The sequence below is a fragment of the Gammaproteobacteria bacterium genome (assembly GCA_016716465.1).
Taxonomy (GTDB): domain Bacteria; phylum Pseudomonadota; class Gammaproteobacteria; order SZUA-140; family SZUA-140; genus JADJWH01.
The window spans coordinates 1,415,213-1,440,141 of record JADJWH010000001.1 but is presented as its reverse complement, the minus strand read 5'-3'; the positions used below and the strand labels follow the sequence as shown (position 1 = coordinate 1,440,141).

General features: G+C 62.4%; 21 protein-coding genes and 1 pseudogene. 16 read left to right on the top strand and 6 right to left on the bottom strand.

Annotated features, from left to right (window positions below; genetic code table 11):
• Positions 1 to 59 precede the first annotated feature (59 nt).
• On the top strand, positions 60 to 785 hold the full coding sequence (locus IPM20_06870; GenBank protein ID MBK9131346.1) for an SAM-dependent chlorinase/fluorinase: 726 nt from the start codon (positions 60 to 62) through the stop codon (positions 783 to 785).
• A gap of 165 nt (positions 786 to 950) precedes the next feature.
• Here the strand turns inward: IPM20_06870 and IPM20_06865 are convergent, their stop codons facing one another.
• Positions 951 to 1,424, bottom strand: coding sequence for a peroxiredoxin (locus tag IPM20_06865; GenBank protein ID MBK9131345.1), 474 nt, complete (start codon positions 1,422 to 1,424; stop codon positions 951 to 953).
• Between the two features lie 144 nt (positions 1,425 to 1,568).
• Between IPM20_06865 and IPM20_06860 the strand changes: the two genes are divergently transcribed.
• The 4 genes from IPM20_06860 (at position 1,569) to purL (ending at position 7,801) form a co-directional block, all read left to right on the top strand.
• Positions 1,569 to 2,444: a 4-hydroxy-tetrahydrodipicolinate synthase gene (locus IPM20_06860; GenBank protein MBK9131344.1), complete on the top strand. Its 876-nt coding sequence runs from the start codon at positions 1,569 to 1,571 to the stop codon at positions 2,442 to 2,444.
• Positions 2,441 to 2,803: a hypothetical protein gene (locus IPM20_06855; protein MBK9131343.1), complete on the top strand. Its 363-nt coding sequence runs from the start codon at positions 2,441 to 2,443 to the stop codon at positions 2,801 to 2,803. The genes IPM20_06860 and IPM20_06855 overlap by 4 nt, the downstream gene beginning before the upstream one ends.
• Positions 2,804 to 3,005: 202 nt before the next feature.
• Positions 3,006 to 3,719 carry a phosphoribosylaminoimidazolesuccinocarboxamide synthase gene (gene purC, locus IPM20_06850; protein MBK9131342.1) on the top strand — a complete coding sequence of 238 codons (714 nt, stop codon included), beginning with the start codon at positions 3,006 to 3,008 and terminating at the stop codon, positions 3,717 to 3,719.
• Positions 3,720 to 3,898: 179 nt separating this feature from the next.
• Positions 3,899 to 7,801 (top strand): phosphoribosylformylglycinamidine synthase, encoded by a 3,903-nt coding sequence (gene purL / locus IPM20_06845; protein MBK9131341.1) that lies wholly within the window; start codon positions 3,899 to 3,901, stop codon positions 7,799 to 7,801.
• 920 nt (positions 7,802 to 8,721) lie between these two features.
• On the opposite strand, the gene IPM20_06840 is transcribed toward purL, so the two are convergent.
• A complete protein-coding gene (locus IPM20_06840; protein ID MBK9131340.1) occupies positions 8,722 to 9,927 on the bottom strand; it encodes a polysaccharide deacetylase family protein in 1,206 nt (401 codons plus the stop codon).
• A gap of 87 nt (positions 9,928 to 10,014) precedes the next feature.
• Here IPM20_06840 and IPM20_06835 point away from each other — a divergent pair, with 87 nt between their 5' ends.
• From IPM20_06835 to katG, 5 genes and pseudogenes are all read left to right on the top strand, one after another.
• Entirely contained in the window at positions 10,015 to 10,692 is a 678-nt protein-coding gene (locus tag IPM20_06835) for an FKBP-type peptidyl-prolyl cis-trans isomerase (protein ID MBK9131339.1), read from the top strand.
• Between the two features lie 137 nt (positions 10,693 to 10,829).
• Positions 10,830 to 12,408: pseudogene (locus tag IPM20_06830) on the top strand (peptide chain release factor 3).
• Between the two features lie 120 nt (positions 12,409 to 12,528).
• The gene (gene gdhA, locus IPM20_06825; protein MBK9131338.1) at positions 12,529 to 13,872 is read left to right on the top strand and encodes an NADP-specific glutamate dehydrogenase; all 1,344 of its coding nucleotides are present in this window, start codon (positions 12,529 to 12,531) and stop codon (positions 13,870 to 13,872) included.
• Positions 13,873 to 13,906: 34 nt separating this feature from the next.
• Positions 13,907 to 14,467 carry a redoxin domain-containing protein gene (locus tag IPM20_06820; GenBank protein ID MBK9131337.1) on the top strand — a complete coding sequence of 187 codons (561 nt, stop codon included), beginning with the start codon at positions 13,907 to 13,909 and terminating at the stop codon, positions 14,465 to 14,467.
• A 497-nt stretch (positions 14,468 to 14,964) separates the two neighbouring features.
• A complete protein-coding gene (katG, locus tag IPM20_06815; protein MBK9131336.1) occupies positions 14,965 to 17,136 on the top strand; it encodes a catalase/peroxidase HPI in 2,172 nt (723 codons plus the stop codon).
• Positions 17,137 to 17,206: 70 nt separating this feature from the next.
• Here the strand turns inward: katG and IPM20_06810 are convergent, their stop codons facing one another.
• The 3 genes from IPM20_06810 to IPM20_06800 are packed head-to-tail and all read right to left on the bottom strand — an operon-like array spanning position 17,207 to position 18,252.
• On the bottom strand, positions 17,207 to 17,563 hold the full coding sequence (locus IPM20_06810; protein ID MBK9131335.1) for a hypothetical protein: 357 nt from the start codon (positions 17,561 to 17,563) through the stop codon (positions 17,207 to 17,209).
• A 50-nt stretch (positions 17,564 to 17,613) separates the two neighbouring features.
• Positions 17,614 to 17,751, bottom strand: a complete 138-nt coding sequence (locus tag IPM20_06805) for a hypothetical protein (GenBank protein MBK9131334.1) — start codon at positions 17,749 to 17,751, stop codon at positions 17,614 to 17,616.
• 36 nt (positions 17,752 to 17,787) lie between these two features.
• Positions 17,788 to 18,252, bottom strand: coding sequence for a hypothetical protein (locus tag IPM20_06800; GenBank protein MBK9131333.1), 465 nt, complete (start codon positions 18,250 to 18,252; stop codon positions 17,788 to 17,790).
• Positions 18,253 to 18,366: 114 nt separating this feature from the next.
• Between IPM20_06800 and IPM20_06795 the strand changes: the two genes are divergently transcribed.
• From IPM20_06795 to IPM20_06770, 6 genes are all read left to right on the top strand, one after another.
• Positions 18,367 to 19,758, top strand: coding sequence for a PLP-dependent aminotransferase family protein (locus tag IPM20_06795; protein MBK9131332.1), 1,392 nt, complete (start codon positions 18,367 to 18,369; stop codon positions 19,756 to 19,758).
• Between the two features lie 478 nt (positions 19,759 to 20,236).
• Complete coding sequence (locus IPM20_06790; GenBank protein MBK9131331.1) at positions 20,237 to 20,575, top strand: hypothetical protein; 339 nt, start codon at positions 20,237 to 20,239, stop codon at positions 20,573 to 20,575.
• On the top strand, positions 20,568 to 21,116 hold the full coding sequence (locus IPM20_06785) for a hypothetical protein (protein MBK9131330.1): 549 nt from the start codon (positions 20,568 to 20,570) through the stop codon (positions 21,114 to 21,116). Before IPM20_06790 ends, IPM20_06785 begins: the two co-directional genes overlap by 8 nt.
• 107 nt (positions 21,117 to 21,223) lie before the next feature.
• Positions 21,224 to 21,622 carry a hypothetical protein gene (locus IPM20_06780; protein MBK9131329.1) on the top strand — a complete coding sequence of 133 codons (399 nt, stop codon included), beginning with the start codon at positions 21,224 to 21,226 and terminating at the stop codon, positions 21,620 to 21,622.
• Positions 21,612 to 23,534 (top strand): hypothetical protein, encoded by a 1,923-nt coding sequence (locus IPM20_06775; GenBank protein ID MBK9131328.1) that lies wholly within the window; start codon positions 21,612 to 21,614, stop codon positions 23,532 to 23,534. Before IPM20_06780 ends, IPM20_06775 begins: the two co-directional genes overlap by 11 nt.
• 306 nt (positions 23,535 to 23,840) lie before the next feature.
• Positions 23,841 to 24,287, top strand: coding sequence for a YaiI/YqxD family protein (locus tag IPM20_06770; GenBank protein MBK9131327.1), 447 nt, complete (start codon positions 23,841 to 23,843; stop codon positions 24,285 to 24,287).
• A 72-nt stretch (positions 24,288 to 24,359) separates the two neighbouring features.
• On the opposite strand, the gene IPM20_06765 is transcribed toward IPM20_06770, so the two are convergent.
• Complete coding sequence (locus IPM20_06765) at positions 24,360 to 24,743, bottom strand: DUF2914 domain-containing protein (protein ID MBK9131326.1); 384 nt, start codon at positions 24,741 to 24,743, stop codon at positions 24,360 to 24,362.
• Between the last annotated feature and the right edge of the window lie 186 nt (positions 24,744 to 24,929).

Genomic DNA, 24,929 nt, shown 5'->3' with positions numbered 1-24,929 from the left:
AAATCCGTCCCCGGGCTGAGTCCTTTGGCATCGCGGCGGAATTTTCCTATAGTGTCGCCATGATCGTGCTGTTCACGGATTTCGGGCCGGCCGGGCCCTACGTCGGGCAGATGCGGGCGGTGCTGCATGGCATCGCGCCGCAGGCCGCCGTGATCGAACTGCTGTCCGACGCGCCGGCCGGCGATCCGCGCGCCGCCGCCTATCTGCTCGCGGCCTACGCGGGCGATTTCCCGCCCGACGCCGTGTTTCTCTGCGTGGTGGATCCCGGCGTCGGCGGCGACCGCGCCGCGGTGGCGCTGCGGGCGGACGGGCGCTGGTTCGTCGGTCCGGACAACGGACTGTTCAACGTGATCGCGCTGAACGCGCGTGAGCTGGAGTGGTGGGAGATTACCTGGCGCCCACAGCGGCTGTCGGCGACCTTCCACGGCCGTGACCTGTTCGCCCCGGTCGCCGCCCGCCTTGCGCGCGGCGAGGCACCGCCAGGCGAACGCCGCGACCCGGCGTCGCGCATCGACCGCGGCTGGGCAACGGACTACGCGCGCGTCATCTACGTCGATCACTTCGGCAACGTCATCACCGGCATCCGCGCGGCGGGCGTCGACCCGGGCCGCCGTCTCCACGCCGGCGGCAGGAGCCTGGACGCGGCGCGCACCTTCTCCGACGTGGCGCCGGGCGCGGCCTTCTGGTACCCGAACGCCAACGGCCTGGTGGAGATCGCCGTCAACCGCAGCAGCGCGGCCGCAATGCTTGGGCTTGGCGTCGGTGATCCGGTGGCCTGGGGCTGAATAAAATAGGACTAAGAGCTAAGGACAAAGCATTAAAAAACCGGGGACAGGCGCGCGCGTGTTATAGGTAGCCCGGATGGAGGCGCGTAGCGCCGGAATCCGGGGAAATCGATTTCCCCGGATTCCGCTGCGATCCATCCGGGCTACAGTAAGGCTCTCTCGGCCTCAATCCCCCAGGGCCGTGATCGCCTCGAGCACCTCGTCGACGTGTCCCTCGACCTTGACGCCGCGCCACTCGCGGCGCAGCACGCCCTCGGCGTCGATCAGAAAGGTGCTGCGCTCGATGCCGCGCACCTGCTTGCCGTACATGTTCTTCATCTTCATGACGCCGAACAGCTCGCACAGCTTCTCGTCGGCGTCGGACAGCAGGTCGAAGGGGAATTCCTGCTCGCCCTTGAACTTCTCGTGCGACTTCAGGCTGTCGCGCGATACGCCCAGTACGACGGTGTTGCGGCGCTTCAGCTTCGCGTACTGATCGCGGAAATCCTGCCCCTCCAGCGTGCAGCCGGGGGTGTTGTCCTTGGGATAGAAATAGACCACGACGGTCTTGCCCTTGAGATCCGACAGCCGGATCTGCTTGTCGCCGGTGGCGGGCAGCTCGAAATCCGGCACGGCTTTGTTGAGTTCGACGGTTTTCACGGGTCCTCCTGCGGGAATGCGGATAGTGCGGGGCGGTACGGCCGTTCCCCGCCGGCTATCTTACTCGATTTGCCCGCGCCGGCGCATTGTCATCGCCGGGCCGGAAACGTAATATGAGCGCCTGAAGATGCACGGAGATTTCTGATGTTTCACGGCAGTATTGTGGCCCTGGTGACCCCCATGACGATGGAGGGCGGGATCGACTACGCGTCCCTGCAGCAGCTGGTCGAGTTCCACATCGAGAACGGCACCAGCGCCATCGTCGCGGTCGGTACGACCGGCGAATCCGCGACCCTCGACGAGCAGGAGCACTGCGAGGTGATGCGGCGGGTCGTGCAGATGGCGCGCGGACGCGTCCCGGTGATCGGCGGCACCGGCGCCAACTCCACGCGCGAGGCCATCGCGCTGACGCGCTGCGCGATGGAGGGCGGCGCCGATGCCTGTCTGCTCGTCACCCCCTATTACAACAAGCCGACCCAGGAAGGGCTCTACCTGCACCACAAGGCCGTCGCGGAGGCGGTGCCCATCCCCCAGATCCTCTACAACGTGCCCGGCCGCACCGCCTGCGACATGCTGCCGGAGACGGTCGCGCGCCTGGCGCAGGTCCCGAACATCGTCGGCCTCAAGGAGGCGACCGGCGACCTCGACCGCCTGCGCCGCATCCGCGAACTGTGCGGCGATGCGATCGATCTCTTCAGCGGCGACGATGAGACCGCCCTGGACTTCATGCTCGGCGGCGGTCGCGGGGTGATCTCGGTGACCGCCAACGTGGCGCCGCGCGCGATGAGCGAGCTGTGCGCCGCCGCCCTGCGCGGCGACCGCGCCGCGGCGATGGCCATCAACGACCGCCTGATGGCCCTGCACCGCGACCTGTTCGTCGAGGCCAACCCGATTCCCGTCAAATGGGCCCTGCACGAGATGGGCCTGATCCCGGCCGGGATCAGGCTGCCGCTGACCCCGCTGTCGCCGCGCCATCACGACACGGTACGGCAGGCCCTGCGTCAGGCGGGCGTGCTGTGAGCGGCGCGCGCACCGCGCGGTCGGCCGCGGCCGGGCTGGCGCTGGGCGTCCTCGTCCTCGCGCTGGCCGCCTGCGGGATGATGAACAAGGAGGACCTGCGCTATCGCGACAGCCGGCTGTTGCCCGCGCTCACCGTCCCGGAGGGCGTGGCCGCCCCGACCTATTCCAGCACCATGGAGATCCCCGCCGCGGGCACGCCCGGCCCCATCGAGGGGGATATCGAACTGCCCCCCGATCTGCGCGGCGGTGACACCGGCGCCGGCACGGCCTCCGCACAGGATTCGACGGGGGAAACTCCAGGAGAATCCACCGGGGATTCCCCGGCGCAATCCGGGGTGGCGGACAGCGGCGGGCTGTAAGCCGGCGCGCCCCGTCCCGCGCTATGGACGCCCCGGCGGTTCGGCCGTATCCTAGTGACGCACGCCGCCCGCGCCCGCGGATTGTCGCGGCGACCCAGCGGTCCGCATGACGACTTCCCAGGCCCGGCCCGCGCCGCGACACGTGGCGTAGTCATCCTTCGGGCCGCCCGGGCGGGCGCCGGCACACACAACGAGGTAAAGCATGCAAATCGTGAAGGAACTCTATTCGGGCAAGGCGAAATCGGTCTATACCACGGACGACCCGGACCGGCTCGTGCTGCGTTTCCGCGACGACACCTCGGCCTTCGACGGCCGCAAGATCGAGCAGCTCGCGCACAAGGGGATGATCAACAACAAGACCAACGCCTTCGTCATGACGCAGATCGAGCGCGCCGGCATTCCCACGCACTTCGAGCGCCTGCTGTCCGACACCGATTCGCTGGTCAAGCGCCTGGAGATGATCCCGGTCGAATGCGTGGTGCGCAACATCACCGCCGGCAGCATCTGCCGCCGCCTCGGCGTGGCCGAGAACATGGACCTGGATCCGCCCACCTTCGAGTTCTTCCTCAAGAACGACGAACTGCACGACCCGATGGTCAACGAGTACCATATCCGCTCCTTCGGCTGGGCCACCGACGAGGAGGTCGCCACGATGAAGCGGCTGACCTTCGAGGTCAACGACGTGCTGAAGCGGATGTTCCTGGACGTCGGCATCCTGCTCGTGGACTACAAGCTGGAGTTCGGCCGCTACCACGGCGAGGTCATGCTGGGCGACGAGTTCAGCGCCGACGGCTGCCGGCTGTGGGATGCCGAGACGCGCAAGAAGCTCGACAAGGACCGCTTCCGCCAGGGCCTGGGCGGCGTGATCGAGGCCTACCAGGAAGTGGCGGCCCGCCTGGGGATCGAGCTGGGCTAGATCCTCCACGGACGCGCGCCGCGTCTTGAGAAATTACGGGCCTCCAACCCAATGAAAATTTGGGGTCAGAGTAAAAACTCAAGAACGCAGTGTTGATACGTCGGAGTGATGGATCGAGTTTTTACTCTGACCCCGAATATTGAGTCAGTCAGTTAGACGCTCCAAGGAATTTGCCTGACATGCTACGTATACCCGGCCGCGCCGCGCTGTCCCGTTTCCGCCTCGACAAGCTGCGCGCCGAGATCGACCGGCGGGCGCCGGGCCTCGCCGCGCTGAGCACCGAATACCTCCACTTCGTCGAACTCGAACAGCCGCTCGAACCCGCCGCGCGCGCCGTGCTCGAACGCCTGCTCGATTACGGTCCGCGCGACGCCGGGCCGATCCGCCGTGACGGCCAGCTGCTGCTGGTGATGCCGCGCGCGGGCACCATGACGCCGTGGTCGAGCAAGGCGACCGACATCGCGCGCATCTGCGGGCTGGAGAACGTCGCGCGCATCGAGCGCGGCATCGCCTACTACCTGGCGCGGGAGGGCAGGGCGCGCTTCAGCGACGCCGAGCTCGCGCGCATCGCGCCGCTACTGCACGACCGCATGGCGCAGACCGTGGCCACCTCCGAGGAAGAGGCCGAGGGCCTGTTTCTGCATGCCGCGCCGCGCCCGCTCGAGACGATCGACGTGCTGCTCGGCGGGCGTCCCGCGCTGGAGGGGGCCGACCGCCGCCTCGGGCTCGCGCTCAGCCCGGACGAGATCGATTATCTGGTGGAGAGCTTCGGCGCGCTGGGGCGCAACCCCACCGACGTCGAGCTGATGATGTTCGCGCAGGCGAACTCCGAGCACTGCCGCCACAAGATCTTCAACGCCGACTGGATCATCGACGGCCAGGCGCGCGACCGCAGCCTGTTCGGCATGATCCGCACCACCTCGCAGCGTTCTCCGGCCGGCCTGCTCAGCGCCTACAGCGACAACGCCGCTGTGATCGAAGGCGCGGTCGGCCGCCGCTTCTATCCCGACGCGGCGAGCGGACGCTACCGCCGCGTCGAGGCGCCCGCGCACATCAACATCAAGGTCGAGACGCACAACCACCCGACGGCCATCTCGCCCTATCCGGGCGCCGCGACCGGCGCCGGCGGCGAGATCCGCGACGAGGGCGCGACCGGCCGCGGCGCCAAGCCGAAGGCGGGGCTGTGCGGCTTCTCGGTGTCGAACCTGCGCCTGCCCGGCGCGGCGCAGCCGTGGGAAGAGGATCACGGCAAGCCGGAGCGCATCGCCTCGGCGCTCGACATCATGCTGGAAGGCCCGATCGGCGCGGCCGCGTTCAACAACGAGTTCGGCCGTCCCAACATCAGCGGATATTTCCGCACCTACGAGGAGCGCGTGCCCGGCCCCGGCGGTGCGCAGCTGCGCGGCTACCACAAGCCGATCATGCTCGCCGGCGGGCTCGGCAACATCGACGCGGACCACATCGGCAAGCAGGATCTCGCGCCGACCACGCAGTTGGTGGTGCTGGGCGGGCCGGCGCTGCTGATCGGCCTCGGCGGCGGCGCGGCGTCCTCGATGACCAGCGGCACGAGCACGGCCGACCTGGACTTCGCTTCGGTGCAGCGCGACAACGCCGAGATGCAGCGCCGCTGCCAGGAAGTGATTGACCGCTGCTGGCAGCTCGGCGCCGACAATCCGATCCTGTCCATCCACGACGTCGGCGCGGGCGGGCTGTCCAACGCCTTGCCGGAGATCGTGCACGGCGCCGAGCGCGGCGCGCGCATCGAGCTGCGCGCCGTGCCCTGCGACGACCCCGGCCTGTCGCCGATGCAGATCTGGTGCAACGAGGCGCAGGAGCGTTACGTGCTGGCGGTTTCCGCCGCGCGCATCGCGGAGTTCCAGGCCCTGTGTGAGCGCGAGCGCTGCCCCTGCGCGGTGGTCGGCGAGGTGATCGCGGACGAGCATCTCACCGTCGGCGACGGCCACTTCGACAACCTGCCGGTCGACCTGCCGATGCAGCTCTTGTTCGGCAAGCCGCCGAAGACGCTGCGCGACGTCCATCACGTCACGTTCGCCAAGCCGGAATTCACCACCCGCGGCATCGACGCGCAGGAGGCGGCGCAACGCGTGCTGCGGCTGCCGACGGTGGCCGACAAGACCTTCCTGATCACGATCGGCGACCGCACCGTCGGCGGCCTGATCGCGCGCGACCAGATGGTCGGCCCGTGGCAGGTGCCGGTGGCCGACGCGGCGGTCACGCTGAACGACTTCGACGGCTACGCCGGCGAGGCGATGGCGCTCGGCGAGCGCGCGCCGCTCGCGCTGATCCATCCCGCTGCCTCCGGCCGCATGGCGGTGGGCGAGGCGCTGACCAACATCGTCGGCACGCCGATCCGCGCGTTGGCGGACGTCAAGCTGTCCGCCAACTGGATGGCCGCCGCCGGCTACCCGGGTGAGGATGCCGCCCTGTTCGACACCGTGGAGGCGGTGGCGCTGGAGCTGTGTCCCGCGCTCGGCATCGCGATCCCGGTCGGTAAGGACTCACTCTCGATGCGGACGCGCTGGGACGAGCGCGGCGAGGCGCGCGACATGGCCGCGCCGCTGTCGCTGATCATCAGCGCCTTCGCGCCGGTCACCGACGCGCGCCGCGCGCTGACGCCGCAGCTGCAACTCGACGCCGGCGACACTGACCTGATCCTGATCGATCTCGGCAAGGGGCGGAACCGGCTCGGCGCCTCGGCGCTGGCACAGGTCTACCGCCAGGTCGGCCACCACGGCCCCGATCTCGACGACCCGCAGGCGCTGAAGGCCTTTTTCACGGCGATCCAGGAACTCAACGCCGAGGGCCTGCTGCTGGCCTATCACGACCGTTCCGACGGCGGCCTGTTCGTCACCGTCTGCGAGATGGCCTTTGCCGCCCATGCCGGCGTCAGCGTCGCGCTGGAGGAACTCGGCGACGACCCGATCGCGGCGCTGTTCAGCGAGGAACTGGGCGCGGTGGTCCAGGTGCGCCACAGCGACACCGACGCGGTGCTGGAATGGCTGCACGGGGCCGGTCTCGGCCACCATGCCCACGTCATCGGCACCGTCAACGACGAAGACCGCCTGGTCTTCACGCACGGCTCGCGCGCGGTGCTGGCGGAGAGCCGGGTCGCCCTGCAGCGCACCTGGTCGGAGACGACCTGGCGCATGCAGTCGCTGCGCGACAATCCCGCCGCCGCGCAGGAGGAATACGACCGCCTGCTCGACCACGGCGACCCGGGCCTGAACGCCGCGCCGACCTTCGATCCGGACGAGGACGTCGCCGCCCCCTATATCCGTACCGGGACGCGGCCGCGCGTGGCCATCCTGCGCGAGCAGGGGGTGAACGGGCAGGTCGAGATGGCCGCCGCCTTCGACCGCGCCGGCTTCGACTGCTTCGACGTCCACATGAGCGACATCCTGTCCGGGCGGACCCGCCTCACCGGTTTCCAGGGCATCGCCGCCTGCGGCGGCTTCTCCTACGGCGACGTGCTCGGCGCCGGCGGCGGCTGGGCCAAGGCGATCCTGTTCAATCCGCGCGCCCGCGACGAGTTCGCGGCCTTCTTCGCCCGCCCGGATTCCTTCGGCCTCGGGGTGTGCAACGGCTGCCAGATGATGTCCCAGCTCCACGAGCTGATCCCGGGCGCCGAGCTGTGGCCGCGCTTCGTCCGCAACGCCTCCGAGCAGTTCGAGGCGCGTCTCGCGCGGGTCGAGGTGCTGGACTCGCCCTCGCTGTTCTTCGCCGGCATGGCCGGCTCGCGCCTGCCCATCGCGGTCGCCCACGGCGAGGGCCGGGTGGAGTTCCGGGAGGGGCAGACCGAGGCGGCTGTACGCCAGGCCGGGCTCGTCTCGCTGCGCTATGTCGAGAACCGTGGCGAGGCGGCGACGCGCTATCCGGCGAACCCCAACGGTTCGCCCGGCGGTCTGACCGGCTTCACGACGCGCGACGGGCGTTTCACGATCATGATGCCGCACCCGGAGCGCGTGTTCCGCGCCGTGCAGCATTCCTGGTACCCGCGCGAGTGGGGCGAAGACGGTCCCTGGCTGCGCCTGTTCCGCAACGCCCGCGTCCGGCTGGGTTAGCGCGACCCAAGAAAATAATAATAAAAATAATAAGTTAACAATATATTATGGGCGCGGGCCGGTTCGGCTATAATAGCGCCCATGCACGCGTGGGGTCATTCACTCGTCAAGCTCGCCGCCCTCGGCGTCCCGCTCGCCATCGCCGTCATGCTGGGGTGGTGGGGACAGACGCCGCGGCAGGAGTCCGTCCATGAACCGTGGAGCGACTACCTGCACCCCGTCGCCGTCAGCGACGTCTCCGATCTGCAGCGCCTGTTCGACGAGCTCGACTACACCTGGCCGCCGGCGCCGGGCCGTTCCGTGCCCCGCATCGCGGTGGAGCCGCTCCCGGAGGACTACGACCGCATCGGCGACGCCCAGACCCGGAAGTCGGTGTTCTTCCGCGTCCTGTTGCCGCTGGTGCTGGCCGAGAACGCGCGCATCCTGCAGCAGCGGGAGCGGCTTCAGCATATCCTGCGCCAGCGTACCCCGCCCGACGAGGCCAGCCCGGGTGGCGAGTTCCTGCACGAGCTGATGCGCGAATACCGCCTGAAGGGCGATCCCGCCGACCCCGGCCTGCGCGCGGAGCTGCTGCGCCGGGTGGACATGATCCCGGCCGCGCTGGTGCTGGCCCAGGCCGCCAACGAGAGCGGCTGGGGGACCTCGCGCTTCGCGCGCGAGGGCAACAACCTGTTCGGGGTGTGGACCTATCGCGTCGGGAGCGGCCTGATCCCGATGGCCCGGCCCGAGGGCGAGACGCACTCCCTGCGCGTGTTCGGCACCCTGCGCGACTCCGTGCGCTATTACCTGCACAACCTGAACGTCGGCCACGCCTATGGCGAGCTGCGCCTGTTGCGCGCCCAGCTGCGCGCCCAGGGCGGCTCGCTCGATTCCCTCGTCCTCGCCGGCGGCCTGACGCGCTATTCCAGCCGCGGGCTCGACTACATCGGCGAGATCCAGTCGATCATCCGCGCCAACCACCTGCGCGCGGTGCGCGCCGCGGACCTGCGCAACGAGGATCTGCGCACGGCGTCGCGCAACCGCACTATCGCCGACGCAGCCATAGATGGCTGAACCAGTAGTACCGCTCCGGCGCCGAGGCTGAGGGCGCGGTGCAGTTGTAGCGGCTGCGCCCCGGGGGCAGTTCGCCCGCGGCGTGGACGGCGAACACCGCGTCGCCGTCGTCCCTGTCCTTCACGTTTGACCGTGATGTCCTTCCCGCCCTGATCGAAGCAGCGCAGCGCATCGAGGCGCGCGTCGCCGTCCGCCGGAGCGCGGCTCACCGCGATGCGCATCCGCGGCGGCGTCGGCCCGTCGACCACCGGATCCCAGGGTTCGACGGTGCGCACCGGCAGCGCCAGCGCCGCGGCCTTGCCGCGGAAACCGGCGGAATCGGCAAAGGCCTCGGCCATCGGGAAGCGCGGCAGCGCGCGCGGGTCCGATCCGCGGCCGAGCGCGCCCGACTGCTGGCCGAAGGCGGTGAAGCCGAGGCCGCGCACCAGCTCCGCGAGCGCGGCGTCGTATTCCCCGTAGGGATAGGCGAACAGCATCGGCGCGGCGCCGAGTTCATCACTGAGCCGGCGCTGGGCGAGTTCGATATCGGCCCGCACGCGCGCGCGCCAGGCCGCCGCATCCTCGCCTGCGTTGCGGCGGACCAGGTAGTCGTGGCGGGCGGAGTGATTGGCGAAGACCACGCCCGCGCGCGACATCTCGCGCATCTGCGCCCAGCTCATGTAGGCGGGCAGCTTCCGGTCGATGGCGTCGGTGGAGACGAACACGGTGAACGGCCAGCCGCGTTTCTTCAGCCGCGGCCAGGCCTCGGTGTAGACCGACAGATAGGCATCGTCGACGGTGATGGCGACCGTGCGGTCGGGGATCTCCCCGCCGTCGCGCAGGCGGTCGACGATGCGCTGCAGCGGCCACACCCGGTATCCCGCCGCGGCCAGGTGCTCCAGGTGCTGGTCGAACTGTTCGAGGCGGACGCTGGTGGCAGGGTAGGAGGTCTCGCCGAATCGGTGATACATGAACACCACGGCCGTGGCCGGCACGCCCGCCGTCGCGCCGGCGCAACAGAGGGCGAGCAGCAGCGCCAGGCCGGCCCGCGCCCACGGCGGCGCCCGAAAACCGGTAAGCGGTCTGATCTTCATGCCGAATCTTGGCGCGCGCGCGGCCGCATCTGCTACCATAGCAATCCTTTTTAACCCAACATCCACCCAACCTCAAAGGTCTAACCCATGAAATCAAGCGTGGTTCTCGCATTGACGGCGACCCTGCTGGCAGGCCCGGCCCTGGCCGCGGACGATCTGTCGAAGGGTAGCGACAAGCAGAAATTCAGCTATGCGGTCGGCTTCCAGATCGCCCAGGGGCTGCGCCACGACGGCCTCGACCTCGACGCCGATGCCTTCGCCCAGGCGGCGCGCGACGTGCTCACGGACCAGCCGACGAAGCTGAGCATGGAAGAGATGCAGGCCGCGGTCGAGAAGTTCCAGCAGAAGGCGGCGGCGGATCAACAGGCCAAGGCCGACAAGGCGCTCAAGGACGGCAAGGCCTTCCTCGCCGACAACAAGACCAAGAAGGGCGTGGTGACGCGTCCGAGCGGCCTGCAGTACCAGGTCATCAAGGAAGGCACCGGCAAGAACCCGGCCGCGACCGACACGGTGGAAGTGAACTACCGCGGCACGCTGCTCAACGGCACCGAGTTCGACAGCTCCTACAAGCGCGGCGAAAGCGTCAGCTTCCCGGTCAACCAGGTCATCCAGGGCTGGCAGGAAGTGCTGCCGCTGATGAAGGTGGGTTCGCACTGGAAGGTGTTCATCCCCTCCGAGCTGGCCTACGGCGAGCGCGGCGCGGGCGGCAACATCGGCCCGAACGAGACGCTGGTGTTCGAGATCGAACTGCTGGGGATCAAGTAAACCCCGACGCAGGCACTACCCACGCCGCCGGCGCGCGAGCCCCGGCGGCGTGTTCGTTTATGGCCCCCCCGCGCCGGGCCGTCCTTTTGTGCACTGGCGCCGAACTTGCTAAACTGCGCCGTTTCCCGGAGTACCTCATGCCAGACACGACGGAAACGGCGCGCCGCCGTACCTTTGCCATCATTTCGCACCCCGACGCGGGCAAGACCACGCTGACCGAGAAGCTGCTGCTGTTCGGCGGCGCGATCCAGCTCGCCGGCGCGGTGAAGGGGCGCAAGGCCGAGCCGTCACGCCACCTCGGACTGGATGGAGCTGGAGAAGCAGCGCGGGATCTCGGTGACGACCTCGGTGCTGCAGTTCCCCTACCGCGACGTCATCGTCAACCTGCTCGACACGCCCGGCCACGCCGACTTTTCCGAGGACACCTACCGCACGCTGACGGCGGTCGACTCCGCGCTGATGGTGATCGACAGCGGCAAGGGCGTGGAGGAGCGCACCATCAAGCTGATGGAGGTGTGCCGCCTGCGCGACACGCCGATCATCACCTTCATCAACAAGCTCGACCGCGACGGCCGTCCGCCGGTGGAGCTGATCGACGAGATCGAGTCGGTGCTGAAGATCTCCTGCGCGCCGGTGAGCTGGCCGATCGGCATGGGCAAGCTGTTCAAGGGCGTGTTCGACCTGCTCCACAACCGCGTGCACCTGTACAGCCCGACCCACGGCGGCCGCATCCAGACCGGCGAGGTGATCGAGGGTCTCGATAACCCGCGTCTCGACGAACTGCTCGGCAGCCAGGCCGCCGAGCTGCGCGAGGAGGTCGAGCTGGTGCAGGGCGCCAGCCAGCCCTTCGATCTCGCGGCCTACCGCCGCGGCGAACAGACGCCGGTATTCTTCGGCTCGGGCGTCAACAACTTCGGCGTGCGCGAGCTGCTCGACGCCTTCGTGGACTGGGCGCCGGCGCCGCTGCCGCGCACGGCGGTCACGCGCACGGTCGATCCCGCCGAGGAGAAGTTCACCGGCTTCGTGTTCAAGATCCAGGCGAACATGGACCCGATGCACCACGACCGCGTCGCCTTCCTGCGCATCTGCTCGGGGCGCTACCAGAAGGGCATGAAGCTCTATCACGTGCGGCTCGGGCGCCAGGTCCAGATCTCCAACGCCATCACCTTCATGGCAGCCGAGCGCGAGCACACCGACGAGGCCTGGCCCGGCGACATCCTCGGCCTGCACAACCACGGCACGATCCAGATCGGCGACGCCTTCACCCAGGGCGAGGACCTGAAGTTCACCGGCATCCCCGACTTCGCGCCCGAGCTGTTCCGCCGCATCGTGCTGCGCGACCCGCTGCGCATGAAGGCGCTCAGCAAGGGCGTGGACCAGCTGTCGGAGGAGGGCGCCATCCGCGTGTTCCGTCCGCTGTTCGGCAACGACATCATCATCGGCGCCGTCGGCGTGCTGCAGTTCGACGTCGTCGCGCATCGCCTGAAACACGAATACAACGTCGAGTGCAGCTACGACAACGTGCAGGTCGCCACCGCGCGCTGGGTGCGCTGCGCCGACGACAAGAAACTCGCCGAGTTCCGCACCAAGCTCAACGACAACCTCGCCTTCGACAGCGGCGGCGCGCTGGTCTACATCGCGCCGACCCGCGTCAATCTCCAACTGACCCAGGAGCGCTGGCCGGACGTGGAATTCCTCGCGACGCGGGAGCATTGAAGAAAAGAAAGGCTGAAAGAGACCGACTCTTCCCCGGTCCAAGGGATACCCCTTGCGCTCGCCTTTTGCCGGCGGATTCGATCACAATAGGCATTCTTTATAATTCGCGGGATGAATGAGATGAAGTATTCCAGTTTCCAGGAGTTCATGGCGTACGTGGCGGAGCGCGCATCGGGGCAGCCCGAATATCTGCAGGCGGTGGCCGAGGTGATGGAGAGCCTGTGGCCATTCATCTCGATGCATCCGCGCTATGCCGAGCACGGCCTGCTCGATCGCCTGATCGAGCCCGAGCGCATCATCATGTTCCGCGTCGCCTGGGTGGACGACCAGGGCGAGGTCAAGGTCAACCGCGGCTACCGCATCCAGCACAGTTCCGCCATCGGTCCCTACAAGGGCGGCCTGCGTTTTCACCCGTCGGTGAACCTGTCCATCCTCAAGTTCCTCGCTTTCGAGCAGACCTTCAAGAACGCGTTGACCACGCTGCCCATGGGCGGCGGCAAGGGCGGCTCGGATTTCGATCCCAAGGATCGCAGCCCTGGCGAGATTATGCGTTTCTGTCAGGCCTTCGTCGGCGAGCTGTTCCGCCACGTCGGCGCCGATACCGATGTCCCCGCCGGCGACATCGGCGTGGGGCGGCGTGAAATCGGCTATATGTCCGGCATGATGAAGAAGCTGTCGAATCGCGCCGATTGCGTCTTCACCGGCAAGGGGCTGTCCTTCGGCGGTTCGCTGATCCGCCCGGAGGCCACCGGCTACGGTGCCGTCTACTTCGCCGAGGAGATGCTCGGGCACGCCGGACGTACCCTGCAGGGCCTGCGCGTCGCCGTCTCGGGCTCCGGTAACGTGGCGCAGTACGCCGTGGAGAAAGCCATCAACCTGGGCGCCCGCGTGATCACGGTGTCCGATTCCGGCGGCACAGTGCTGGACGAGTCCGGCTTCACGCCGGAGAAGCTGGCAGAACTGATGGACGTGAAGAACCATCACTACGGCCGGGTGAGCGATTATGCCCGGCGTGTCGGCGCCCGGTTCCTGCCCGGCGTGCGGCCCTGGGCCATCCCGGCGGATGTGGCCATGCCCTGCGCGACGCAGAACGAACTGGATGAGGATGATGCCCGCACCCTGGTCGGCAATGGCGTCGCATGCGTCGTCGAGGGCGCGAACATGCCCGTCACGGCGGCGGCGGTGAGGGTTTTCGAGCACGCCGGCGTGCTGTTCGCGCCGGGCAAGGCCAGCAATGCCGGCGGCGTCGCCACCTCCGGCCTGGAAATGAGCCAGAACGCCATGCGCCTGTCCTGGCAGCGGGAGGAGGTGGACGCGCGACTGCGGGAGATCATGCACGGCATCCACGCCGCCTGCCTGCAGTACGGCCGGCGCCCGGACGGTGGCATCAGTTATGTCGATGGCGCGAATATCACCGGCTTCGTCAAGGTCGCGGACGCCATGCTGGCGCAGGGTGTGATCTGAGTATCCCTTGGGGCCGTGATGCGGAGGAGATGAGATGACGATTCAATCGGTGCCGGCGCCGGACTGGCAGGTCGGCCAGTGGTTCAATACCGACCGTCCGCTAGCTCTCTCCGGCCTGCGCGGCCGGGTCGTGATGCTGCACGCCTTCCAGATGCTGTGTCCGGGCTGCGTCAGCCACGGTGTGCCGCAGGCCGAGCGCGTGCATCGCCAGTACGCGCAGGAGGGTGTGATCGTCATCGGCCTGCATACGGTCTTCGAGCATCATGCGGCGATGACCCCGCTGGCGCTCGAGGCCTTCCTGCACGAATATCGAATCACCCATCCCGTCGGCGTGGATGTCGCCGTGTCGGGCCGCTCTGTGCCCGCGACCATGCAGGCCTACGCCATGCGCGGCACGCCGACGCTGGTCCTGATCGACCGCGCCGGCCATGTCCGCTTTCATGAGTTCGGCCGCCCGGACGACCTGCGGGTAGGCGTGACCCTGGGGCGATTGCTCGCGGAACCGTGGTCCTCATCGGTAGAGGTGCCGTTGGCCAGACCGGGCGGCAGCGGTGGAGGCGGTTGCGACGACACGGGTTGTGAGGTGCGGGGCTGACAACGATGCTGGCGTCATCCCCGCGCACGCGGGAAATTCTGGGAACTTCAGATAGAACCCTTTTTCGTCAACGCTGTTGACCCGACCCATATCGCGCACCGCCTCAAGCACGAGCACGGTGTCGAGTGCAGCTGCAGGTCGCGGCGGCGCGCTGGTCTACATCGCCCCCACGCGCGTCAATCTCCAACTGACCCAGGAACGCTGGCCGGACATCGAATTCCTCGCGACGCGGGAGCATTAGGCGTTAACCGCAGACCTGGGGTGGGGGACAGATTTCAAATCTGTCCCCCTCACAACGGAAAGGGAAACGGGGACAGATTTGAAATCTGTCCCCATCCTTAAGTCCGTCATTATTTTGACATCCCGCCCCTCTAACCTTTTATGATTACCGCCCTCTATCGAGGCTTTCGTTAAAATCGATTGGTCCGGCGTGGCCGAAAGGGCTGAGACTATAGGGCCCTGACTACAGATGTTTTAACACGGAGGGAATTCGCGTTATGTCCGAAAGCAAATGTCCGATGCACCAGACGGCCGGGACGGGCACGTCGAACCGCGACTGGTGGCCCGATCGCCTGCGGCTGAATATCCTGCGCCAGCATTCCGCCAAGTCCGACCCGATGGGCGAGGACTTCGACTACGCCGCGGAGTTCAGGAAGCTGAACTACTCCGCGCTGAAGAAAGACCTGCTGAAAGTCATGACGGACTCGCAGGACTGGTGGCCGGCGGACTTCGGGCACTACGGCCCGCTGTTCGTGCGCATGGCCTGGCACAGCGCCGGCACCTACCGCTCGGGCGATGGCCGCGGCGGCGGCGGGCGCGGGCAGCAGCGCTTCGCGCCGCTCAACAGTTGGCCGGACAACGTCAGCCTGGACAAGGCGCGCCGCCTGCTGTGGCCGGTCAAGCAGAAATACGGCAAGCGCATCTCCTGGGCTGACCTGATCATCCTGACCGGCAACGTCGCGCTGGAATCGATGGGCTTCCGCACCTTCGGCTTCGGCGGCGGGCGCGCGGACGTGTGGGAGGCGGACGAGGACGTCTACTGGGGCGCCGAGACGAAGTGGCTCGACGACAAGCGTTACTCCGGCGAGCGCGATCTCGATAATCCGCTCGCGGCCGTGCAGATGGGCCTGATCTACGTCAACCCGGAAGGCCCGAACGGCAAGCCCGATCCGGTCGCCGCGGCCAAGGACATCCGCGAGACCTTCGCGCGCATGGCGATGGACGACGAGGAGACCGTCGCGCTGATCGCCGGCGGTCACACCTTCGGCAAGACCCACGGCGCCGGCCCGGCGACCCACGTCGGGGCCGACCCGGAAGCAGCGCCGTTGGAGGCGCAGGGCCTGGGCTGGGCGAGCACGTTCCGCTCGGGCAAGGGCGGCGACACGATCACCAGCGGCCTGGAAGTGACCTGGACCACGACGCCGGCGCAGTGGGGCAACAACTTCTTCGAGAACCTGTTCGGCTTCGAATGGGAGTTGAGCAAATCGCCGGCCGGCGCGCACCAGTGGGTGGCGAAGGACGCCCCCGCCATCATCCCGGACGCGCATAATCCATCGAAGAAGCACAAGCCGACCATGCTGACCACCGACCTGTCGCTGCGCTTCGACCCGGCCTACGAGAAGATCTCGCGCCGCTTCAAGGACGACCCGCAGGCCTTCGCCGAGGCCTTCGCCCGGGCCTGGTTCAAGCTGACGCATCGCGACATGGGGCCGCGCGCCCGCTACCTCGGTCCCGAGGTCCCGAAGGAGGCGCTGATCTGGCAGGATCCGATCCCCGCGGTCGATCACAAGCTGATCGGCAAGAAGGAGATCGAGGAACTGAAGGAAAAGATCCTGGCCGCGAAGCTGACCGTCGCGCAACTGGTCTCGACCGCCTGGGCCTCGGCCTCCACCTTCCGCGGCTCCGACAAGCGCGGCGGCGCCAACGGCGCGCGCATCCGGCTCGCCCCGCAGAAGGACTGGGCGGTGAACCAGCCGGCGCAACTGAAGAAGGTGGTGAAGACGCTGGAGGGCATCCAGGCCGCGTTCAACAAGAAGGCCAAGGGCGGCCGGAAGGTCTCGCTCGCCGACCTGATCGTGCTGGCCGGCGGCGCGGGCATCGAGAACGCCGCGAAGAAGGCCGGCGTCACGGTGAAGGTGCCCTTCACGCCGGGCCGCATGGACGCCACGCAGGAGCAGACCGACGTCACCGGCTTCGCCTGGCTCGAACCGGCCGCCGACGGCTTCCGCAACTACGTCAAGGCCGGGACCGCGCTGCCGGCCGAGGCGCTGCTGGTCGACAAGGCGCAACTGCTGACGCTGACCGCGCCGGAGATGACGGTGCTGGTCGGCGGCCTGCGCGTGCTGGGCGCCAACGTCGGCGACGCGAAGCACGGCGTCTTCACGAAGAAGCCGGGGGCGTTGAGCAACGACTTCTTCGTCAACCTGCTCGACATGGGCACGGAGTGGAAGCCGGTCGCGAAGCAGACCAGCGTCTACGAAGGCCGCGACCGCAAGACCGGCAAGGTCAAGTGGACCGGCACGCGCGTCGACCTCGTGTTCGGCTCGAACTCCGAGCTGCGGGCGCTGGCCGAGGTCTACGGCAGCGCCGACGCGCAGGAGATGTTCGTGCACGACTTCGTGGCGGCCTGGACCAAGGTGATGGAACTGGATCGGTTCGATCTGGCCTAGCAGTGCACCGCGTCACGGGGACAGGAACAATCGCCTGTCCCCGTGACGTTTTCTTTTTCTGAGCGCTGACCTATCTGCTGTGCAGCGCGTCCTGTTCCAGCGCGCCATGTTCCAGCGGATTCGCCTGTGACTTCGGACTGGTGCTGCCCAGCGCGGCGAGCGGTAGGTGTATGCTGAACATGTCCAGGATTCCCCAGATCACCACCATCGCCGCGATCCAGTACAGATTATCGGTTAAATACGCGAGGAAGCCGAGATCGATCACATCCGCAAGGTAGAGCAGGTAGAAGCCCGCCAGTATCAAGGGTTGCGAAGTGATACGCCGCTCGCAATGGGGGCAGACCAGTATCTTCCATTTCGCCGCGAGATACTTATCCCATGATGAGAAGGCGGGCTGTTTGCAGCTGGGGCAGTCGAATTGGCTCATGATGTCTCCTCGGTGGTTTCGATGCAAAACGCGGCCATGACCATCGGCGATCATCCCGGTTCCCGGCGTCCCGATTTCCTGACGAGGTAGGCCGTCCACTTGTCTATGTAGCCGGTGAACGCGCAGATGAAGAACAGGACCACGCCGATGACGAGTCCCAGCGCGCATGCCATTACCATCTCATTCATGATGTGCCTCCTGTGTGATAGTGGAAATGTGTTCGATCACGGGTTCATGCCCGGCTGGGCCACGGCCTTGTCCTTTCGGTTCATCCTCTCGTCGTTGCGAATGTAGGCGCCCAGCTTGAACTCACCCAGCACCCCACCCAGGTTCGCGGCCTCGACCGCCAGGATGACGCACAGCGCCCAGTAGTGCAGGTGCATATGGAAGAAGAGATCCTCGTGCCATAAAGGGTCGGTGAAATACAGATAGAGGACACCGAAGCCGCGGACGATGAACGGCGGCAGGCAGGCGAGCCATTTCCCGTTCTTTTCGCCGTACAGCTTTGCCACCACGTAACCGGCGATGAACGGCACCAGGAAGACATCGAGGATCCAGTACGGGGTGAAGGTGGCCATGCCGCTGAAACGCTCGATCCGCACCCCGAGCAGGAAGTCGCCGAGAAAAACCACGGCCATGCCGACGAGGACCACCGCCGTTTCCTTCAGATACAGACCGTTTCCTTTCATGCCATGTCCCTCCCATCCTTATTCTGTCCGACGGTTTACATTACGGGAGAATGACCAGTACACTACAGGTACAGTTTTGCTGTTGCTTATCGATCCTGTACCGGGCCGCCGACCATGCCAATTGTCAGTCTGGACTCCAATGATTCCCTCCCGCTGATCGATCAGATCGTGAACGGGGTGAAGAAACTGATCGACGAGCGCGCCATCCGGCCCGGGTCGCGCATGCCTTCGATCCGGAGCTTTGCGCAGGATCACCGCATCAGCCGTTTCACCGTGGTCCAGGCCTACGACCGGCTGGTGGCGATGGGCTGCATGAATTCCCGGCAGGGCTCCGGATTCTATGTGTCACCGCGCCCCAGGCCGCAGGAATCGCCGGATGGCACCTGCCAGCCGGACAGCGCGGTCGACGTGGTGTGGCTGCTGCGCAATTCGCTCGAGCACCGCAGCAGCCGGACCATGCCCGGCGCCTGGTGGCTGCCGGCCTCATGGATGGTGGAGACCGGCATCCGGAAGAGCCTGCGCGCGCTGTCCCTGCGCGACGGGGAATTCCTCACCGCCTACGGCACGCCGAGCGGTTACCTGCCGTTGCGCGAACTGCTGCGCCACCGCCTGCTCGACATCGGGATCGGCGTCGATCTGCCGCAGATCATCCTGACCTCGGGCGTCACGCACGCGATGGACCTGGTCGCGCGTCACTTCATCCGCGCGGGTGATACCGTTCTGGTCGACGACCCGGGCTATTTCATCCTGTACGGCGGGCTGAAATCCTTCGGTGCGCGCATCGTCGGCGTGCCGTGGAACGCCGACGGTCCCGACGTCGAGACGATGGAGGCGCTGATCAAGGAGCATCGGCCCAGGTTCTTCTTCACCAATACCATCCTGCACAACCCGACCGGCGCCACCATCAGCCAGCCCGTCGCCTACCGCATGCTGCAGCTCGCCGAGAAATACGACATGATGATCGTCGAGGACGACATCTACGGCGACTTCCATCCCGGGAACGCCACGCGCCTCGCGACGCTGGACCAGTTGAAGCGCGTGATCTACGTCAGCAGCTTCTCCAAGTCAGTCTCGGCCAGCCTGCGCGTCGGCTACATGGTCTGCAACCCGGAGATCGCGAGCAGCCTGTGCGACGTCAAGCTGCTGACCGGCCTGACCACCTCCGAGATCAGCGAGCGCCTGATGCACCAGCTCCTGATCGAAGGCCACTACCGCAAGCACCTCGACAAGCTGCGCATGAAATTGCAGCAGGCGCGCGACAAAACTATTGCCCGCCTCGAAGCCCTAGGCTTCACCCTGCACTGCGAGCCGGCGGGCGGGATGTTCATCTGGGCGCGGCGCGACGACCTTGCCAATACCGCCGAAGTCGCCAGTCAGGCCGCAGCCAGGGGCATCATGCTCGCACCGGGGAATATGTTCCGGCCACATCAGGAACCGTCGCCGTGGTTCAGGTTCAATGTGGCGCATTGCGATGATGAGGGGACGTTTAAGTTCTTCAAGGCCTAACTGGGGAGCAGAAACAGGGGTAGATCACGGTTTCACGAGGGTTGATCATTCTGGTTGAGGAGTATCAGTGGCGACAACCGTGGTCCGTCCCCTATTATTCTGTTTAAGCCTGCGAGGCGAAGTCGGATTTTATAAAATCTAATTTTGAACAATTTGAATCGCAGCTGATTGATTGCGAGTTCTGTCATTAATACTTAGGTAGTATATTCGTCGCGATTAATCGCGATACCTTGTGGATAGTTGGGTGGTTCGTTAGAGTAGTGGCGATAATTTGACCGTGCATATGAAGCAGCGCTAAGCGCTGCGTTCAGCATACTAAAATTTAGCTAAGTGAAATTCATTACCACAAGTATAAACACTAAAAAGATAAGTCCTGCTTAGAGATCGTCGACTTCATTTTCTATGTGTTGTCGTGAAATGTGGCTGAAGCGTGACTTTAGATATAAGTCGGAATCAATTGGTTTATAGAGGAGCGCGCATGGATAAATTCTGGGCAAAGGCGCTATCGGTTACAGGCCCTGTTGCGGTAGTCGGCTTCCTTCTTGCCTTGTTCATAAATAGGGCTTTTTCGGAAGAAGTAGTTAAGTATTTTGGAAGCCAAAACGCATTCTATCTAATCATTGGAATTCTATGCGTCCTAGGTTCCGCTTTGATACTTTCTATATTTGTTTACCGTAATCGCGCTGGGAAATCTGACTTAATTAGTAAATCTGGAAGCACTGTCGAAACTAAGTCGGCAACCATTTCAGGTTCTAGAGTTGATGGCGATATTGTATTTGGCAATAAAACAACAAATAAAGGCGGCGAGCGTGAGTAATAGCCTAGATATTTACAATAGTAAAACTGGGGATCTTGTTCTTGGAGATAAGAAAGTATATCCAGAAGAAGTACATTCGCTAGAGAAAGCAATTAAGGCTATTCAAGAGACAATATCTAATACCCCCGAGTTTGAGGGCATAATCGAGGAGCTTGCAGAATATACTACCGATCGACCTGATCGAGAGGTTATAGGTGTAGAAGCTAAGTTGGTTGGGGGTGGTCGGGAAGATTTGATAGAAAATGCCGTCTACTATAAGAATAAATTTGAAAGAAAGATTGCCAGAAATCAACTTTCTAAAGTTGAGCAGTATGTCTACGCGCATGTTTTGGCTGTTATAGAAACCTCTTTCAATCAATATGTAAGGCCGCTCATCTTGAATAATAGTGGTAAAGAGATTGTCGATGCAGCTGTGCATCGGCATATTTGTGAGCCTGTATATAAGGCTATAGTCGGATTTAATGTTTCAATAAACATGCAACATGTTTCTGGGATGCTTTATTTTCTTACGGGAAAATGCCACTTACTTTGGAGTAAGTGATGTTAATTTACCATCCTGTATACGATATAAATCATTGTATATATCGCCTGCTTCGCTTCTTAGAAACAAGTGGTTACTCTCAGTTTCAATGGGATCGGTTGCGGTTGCTGGATTTTTATTCGGTGTTTCCTCATTTGCTTAGTGATATTAGCCCGTTTCCTAGAGAGTTAATTGCTTATAAGAAGATCTTGTCGAAAATTCCTTCCGCTTACGAAGCAATTCCAAATGACAAGCGCATATTTCACGAAATGATGCCGATCCAGAATACTGCATTGCATAACTTGATTGCTAAGAATCTAATTAACCCAGAGAAATTCAAAGTAGGTTTAGTGTCTCGAACTGATGAGGCTATTCCTGATCGATTGGCGCGCGCAATTCATGATGACGCTGTGGTATATGAAGAATGGTTTCAATTCTTAGTGAATGAACTTCCGTTGGTTAGCTTTGAGGGAAAAAATGGCCTGAAGTCGAGGTCGGATTTGATGGAATATAGATATGATGGATAGCAAGGCAGACGCTATCGCCCCGCCTTTCTTAATGGTCAAGCGCTTTATAGTTAGGCGTGGTGATCAATTTGTCTACGATCAACGGTTTAAACTCGGGCTAAATATTATTCGTGGAGATAATACAACGGGTAAGTCGACGATAATGGACCTAATGTATTTTGCATTAGGTGCAGAGCTTACTGAATGGACCACTGAGCAGGAATTATGTGATGAAACAATCATCGAGGTACATTTGAACTATGTCCCTTATTGCTTAAAAAGGGAAATTACAGAATCTGGTAAAAGTGCGATGTATATTTTTGAAGGGGAGATAGATGGTGCGTTTTTAGATTTGTCAAAATGGTTTAGATATCCCAATGCTCGCAGTGACTCAGTGCAGAGTTACTCTCAAAAGCTATTTGAGCTTCTATCTCTCCCGTCTCATAAAACTGATGACAGTAAGAACCTTACAATGCACCAGATATTGCGGTTGATATACATTGATCAGTTATCAGAGACCACTAAGCTGCTAAAAGAAGACAAGAAGTTTGATAATTCTTCTATCAGGCGCGCAATTGGTGAATATTTGTTGGGTATTGATAATCTAGATGCGCATAATCTCAGGCAAGAGCTTATTGAGGCGAACTCTAGGTTCGATAAAGCGAATGCAGAATTAAGAGCCATCTACCGGTTTGTTGGCGCGACAAACTCTATTCTTCGCGAAGAATATCTGAATAATGAAATTAGAAATATTTTGGGTGAAATCGATGAGTTAAATAGAAGAAAAGAGCAATTAAAAGTTGAGGACTTAGAAAAACTTAATGAAGAAATTAAAGGTCACGTTAGGGAAATACTCCAAAGAATGGAAGCCCTTTCTTATGAAGCTCAGCATCTTCGAGAAGAGAAGGAGATGTTAAGTTCTGAGATAGTGGATACTTCATTATTTATGGATTCCTTAGCGCAGCGCTTAGATGCTTTAGAGCAATCAAAAACAACCAATGCAGAAATTGGTGAGTTGATTTTCAAGTACTGTCCAGCTTGTTTATCTCCTATTAATTCTCGAGAGAGCCACAACCATTGTGGTTTATGTAAAGAAGAATTGACGGCGACGCATCGACGGTATGCATACATTCAGATGTCTAATGAAATACATTTCCAGAGACGAGAGAGTGAGCAGTTGCTGGAAGCCTATAAGACTAAAGTCAGTGAGATTAATTCTAGGCTACCGGTTGTTTCAAGGGAAATTGATTTCCTCAAAGAAGACTATCGCAAAATGGCGGCTAGTCTAAGCTCTGTGGACGCCCTAGTATCTGACATTGATGCTGCAATAGGATATAAGCGAGGGATTATTTCTTCTTTGGAAGAGAAGAAAGAAATGATAGGTGAAGTGGAGCGGCTTATTAATGAAAAGGAACTTGCACAAAACGCTATCACAGATTTAGAGGATAAGCTCGCAATTTTAGAGGCTTCAACCAAGAACAGGCATGATTATGTGTATTCAAATATTGAGGCAATAGCTACAGATATTCTCCATATGGATGGTGGTTATGAGAATGCTTTTGAGCACGTTGAGGAAGTATTATTTGATTTTGACAGAGATAGAATGCGAGTTAATGGGCGCTCGAAGTTCTCTGCAAGTTCAATGGTTGTTATGAAAAATTCGATTAGGATAGCCATATACCTCCATTGCATAAATGATAAAGGAGCCAGATTCCCGAGATTCTTGCTCGTCGATAATATTGAAGATAAAGGGATGACAGAGTCTAGGAGCCAAAATTTTCAGAGACAAATTGTTGCGATGTGTGACAAGTTAGAGAGGGATTATCAATTGATATTTACGACATCAATGATCGATCCAGAACTCGATAAGAGTCAATATGTCGTTGGTCCTCACTATAAAAAGGGTGAGCACACACTTAAGCTAACTAGCTAGATTTGTAGAGGGTCATTTTTGAGGGTGAGTTCCGAGTCTTCTGGTTGTATTTGAAAGATATTTTCTTAACGACTATTTCTTTAAGGTCGATCAATAATTTCTACGGTCCGAATCCCTGTCGCTGCTCGACCTGTCCGGTCAATTTCACTGGCTGGTTTCCAATCTCTAAGCGCCCGCTATCTCTGCTGTTATGATCTTGCCAACTTGGTTGCCACTCCTAGTCAGTATTGGTTGTGAGTAATTGGCAGTAAAATCGTGCTTGTTCCCATTGCGCACGGCTATATGAACAAAATGGATGCTAGTGATATGAATATATGGATCGACGCTGACGCATGTCCGGTGGTGATTAAGGAAATTCTCTTCCGCGCCGCCGAACGCACCCGACTTTCGCTGACGCTGGTGGCCAACCAGCCGCTGCGCGTACCCCGGTCGCCATATATCAAACAGCTCCAGGTAGCTTCCGGTTTCGACGTCGCCGATAACGAGATCGCCAAGCGGATGCAGGACGGTGATCTTGTTATCACCAATGACATCCCGCTCGCCGCCGAGACGCTGGCTAAGGGCGGGCGGGCGCTCAGTCCGCGCGGTGAATTGTTCAGTCCCGATACGATCCGTGACCGGCTGGTGATGCGGGATTTCCTGGACACGCTGCGTTCGAGCGGTATCCAGACCGGCGGTCCGGCGCCGCTGAGCCAGGCGGATCGCAAGGCGTTTGCGGATCAGCTGGATCGCTTGTTGAGTGGGAGGGGGTGAGGTTGGATGGGGCGGCTGAATAAGAAAAGAAGGGGACAGATTTGAAATCTGTCCCCGATTCCGTTTGAGAGTTCACTTATATTCGAAGCTCTTTTCCGTCAGGACGGTTCCGCCGGCATCGACTACCGCCACCGTCCATGTGCCGGTCCAGTCCGGCAGCAGTTCCTTGCTCGACCACACGCGCCAGCGGGCGCTGCCCGGGGTGAAGCTGACTTCGGCCATCGTGTTGCCGTTGTAGGTCCAGCGGTGGGTGACGGTCTGGCCTTCGAGGTCGCGCAGTTCGGTGAAGAAATAGATCTTTTGCGTATTTGCGGCGGCGGCCTCGCTGAGGTCGTCCGCCGGTTCGCGCGCGTCGACGGCGGTGGTGAACTGCGCGCGGCTGACTTCGCCGGCGATGGCGAGGGCAGCGGAGAGGAGCAGGGCGAACAGGGAGAATATCAGGGCGGTCTTTTTCATGGCGGTGTCTCCTTGGTAGAGCCTGTGAAATGATTGCTTGGTTGTCATTCCCGCGCAAGCGGGAATCCAGGGGCTTGAGTTATTTGATGTTCTGGATCCCCGCCCCCGCCTTCGCGGGGGCAAGCTCTAATGCCGCGGGGATGACGAATTTACAGGTTTCCCCCGGCGCGGGGGCAGGTTCGATTC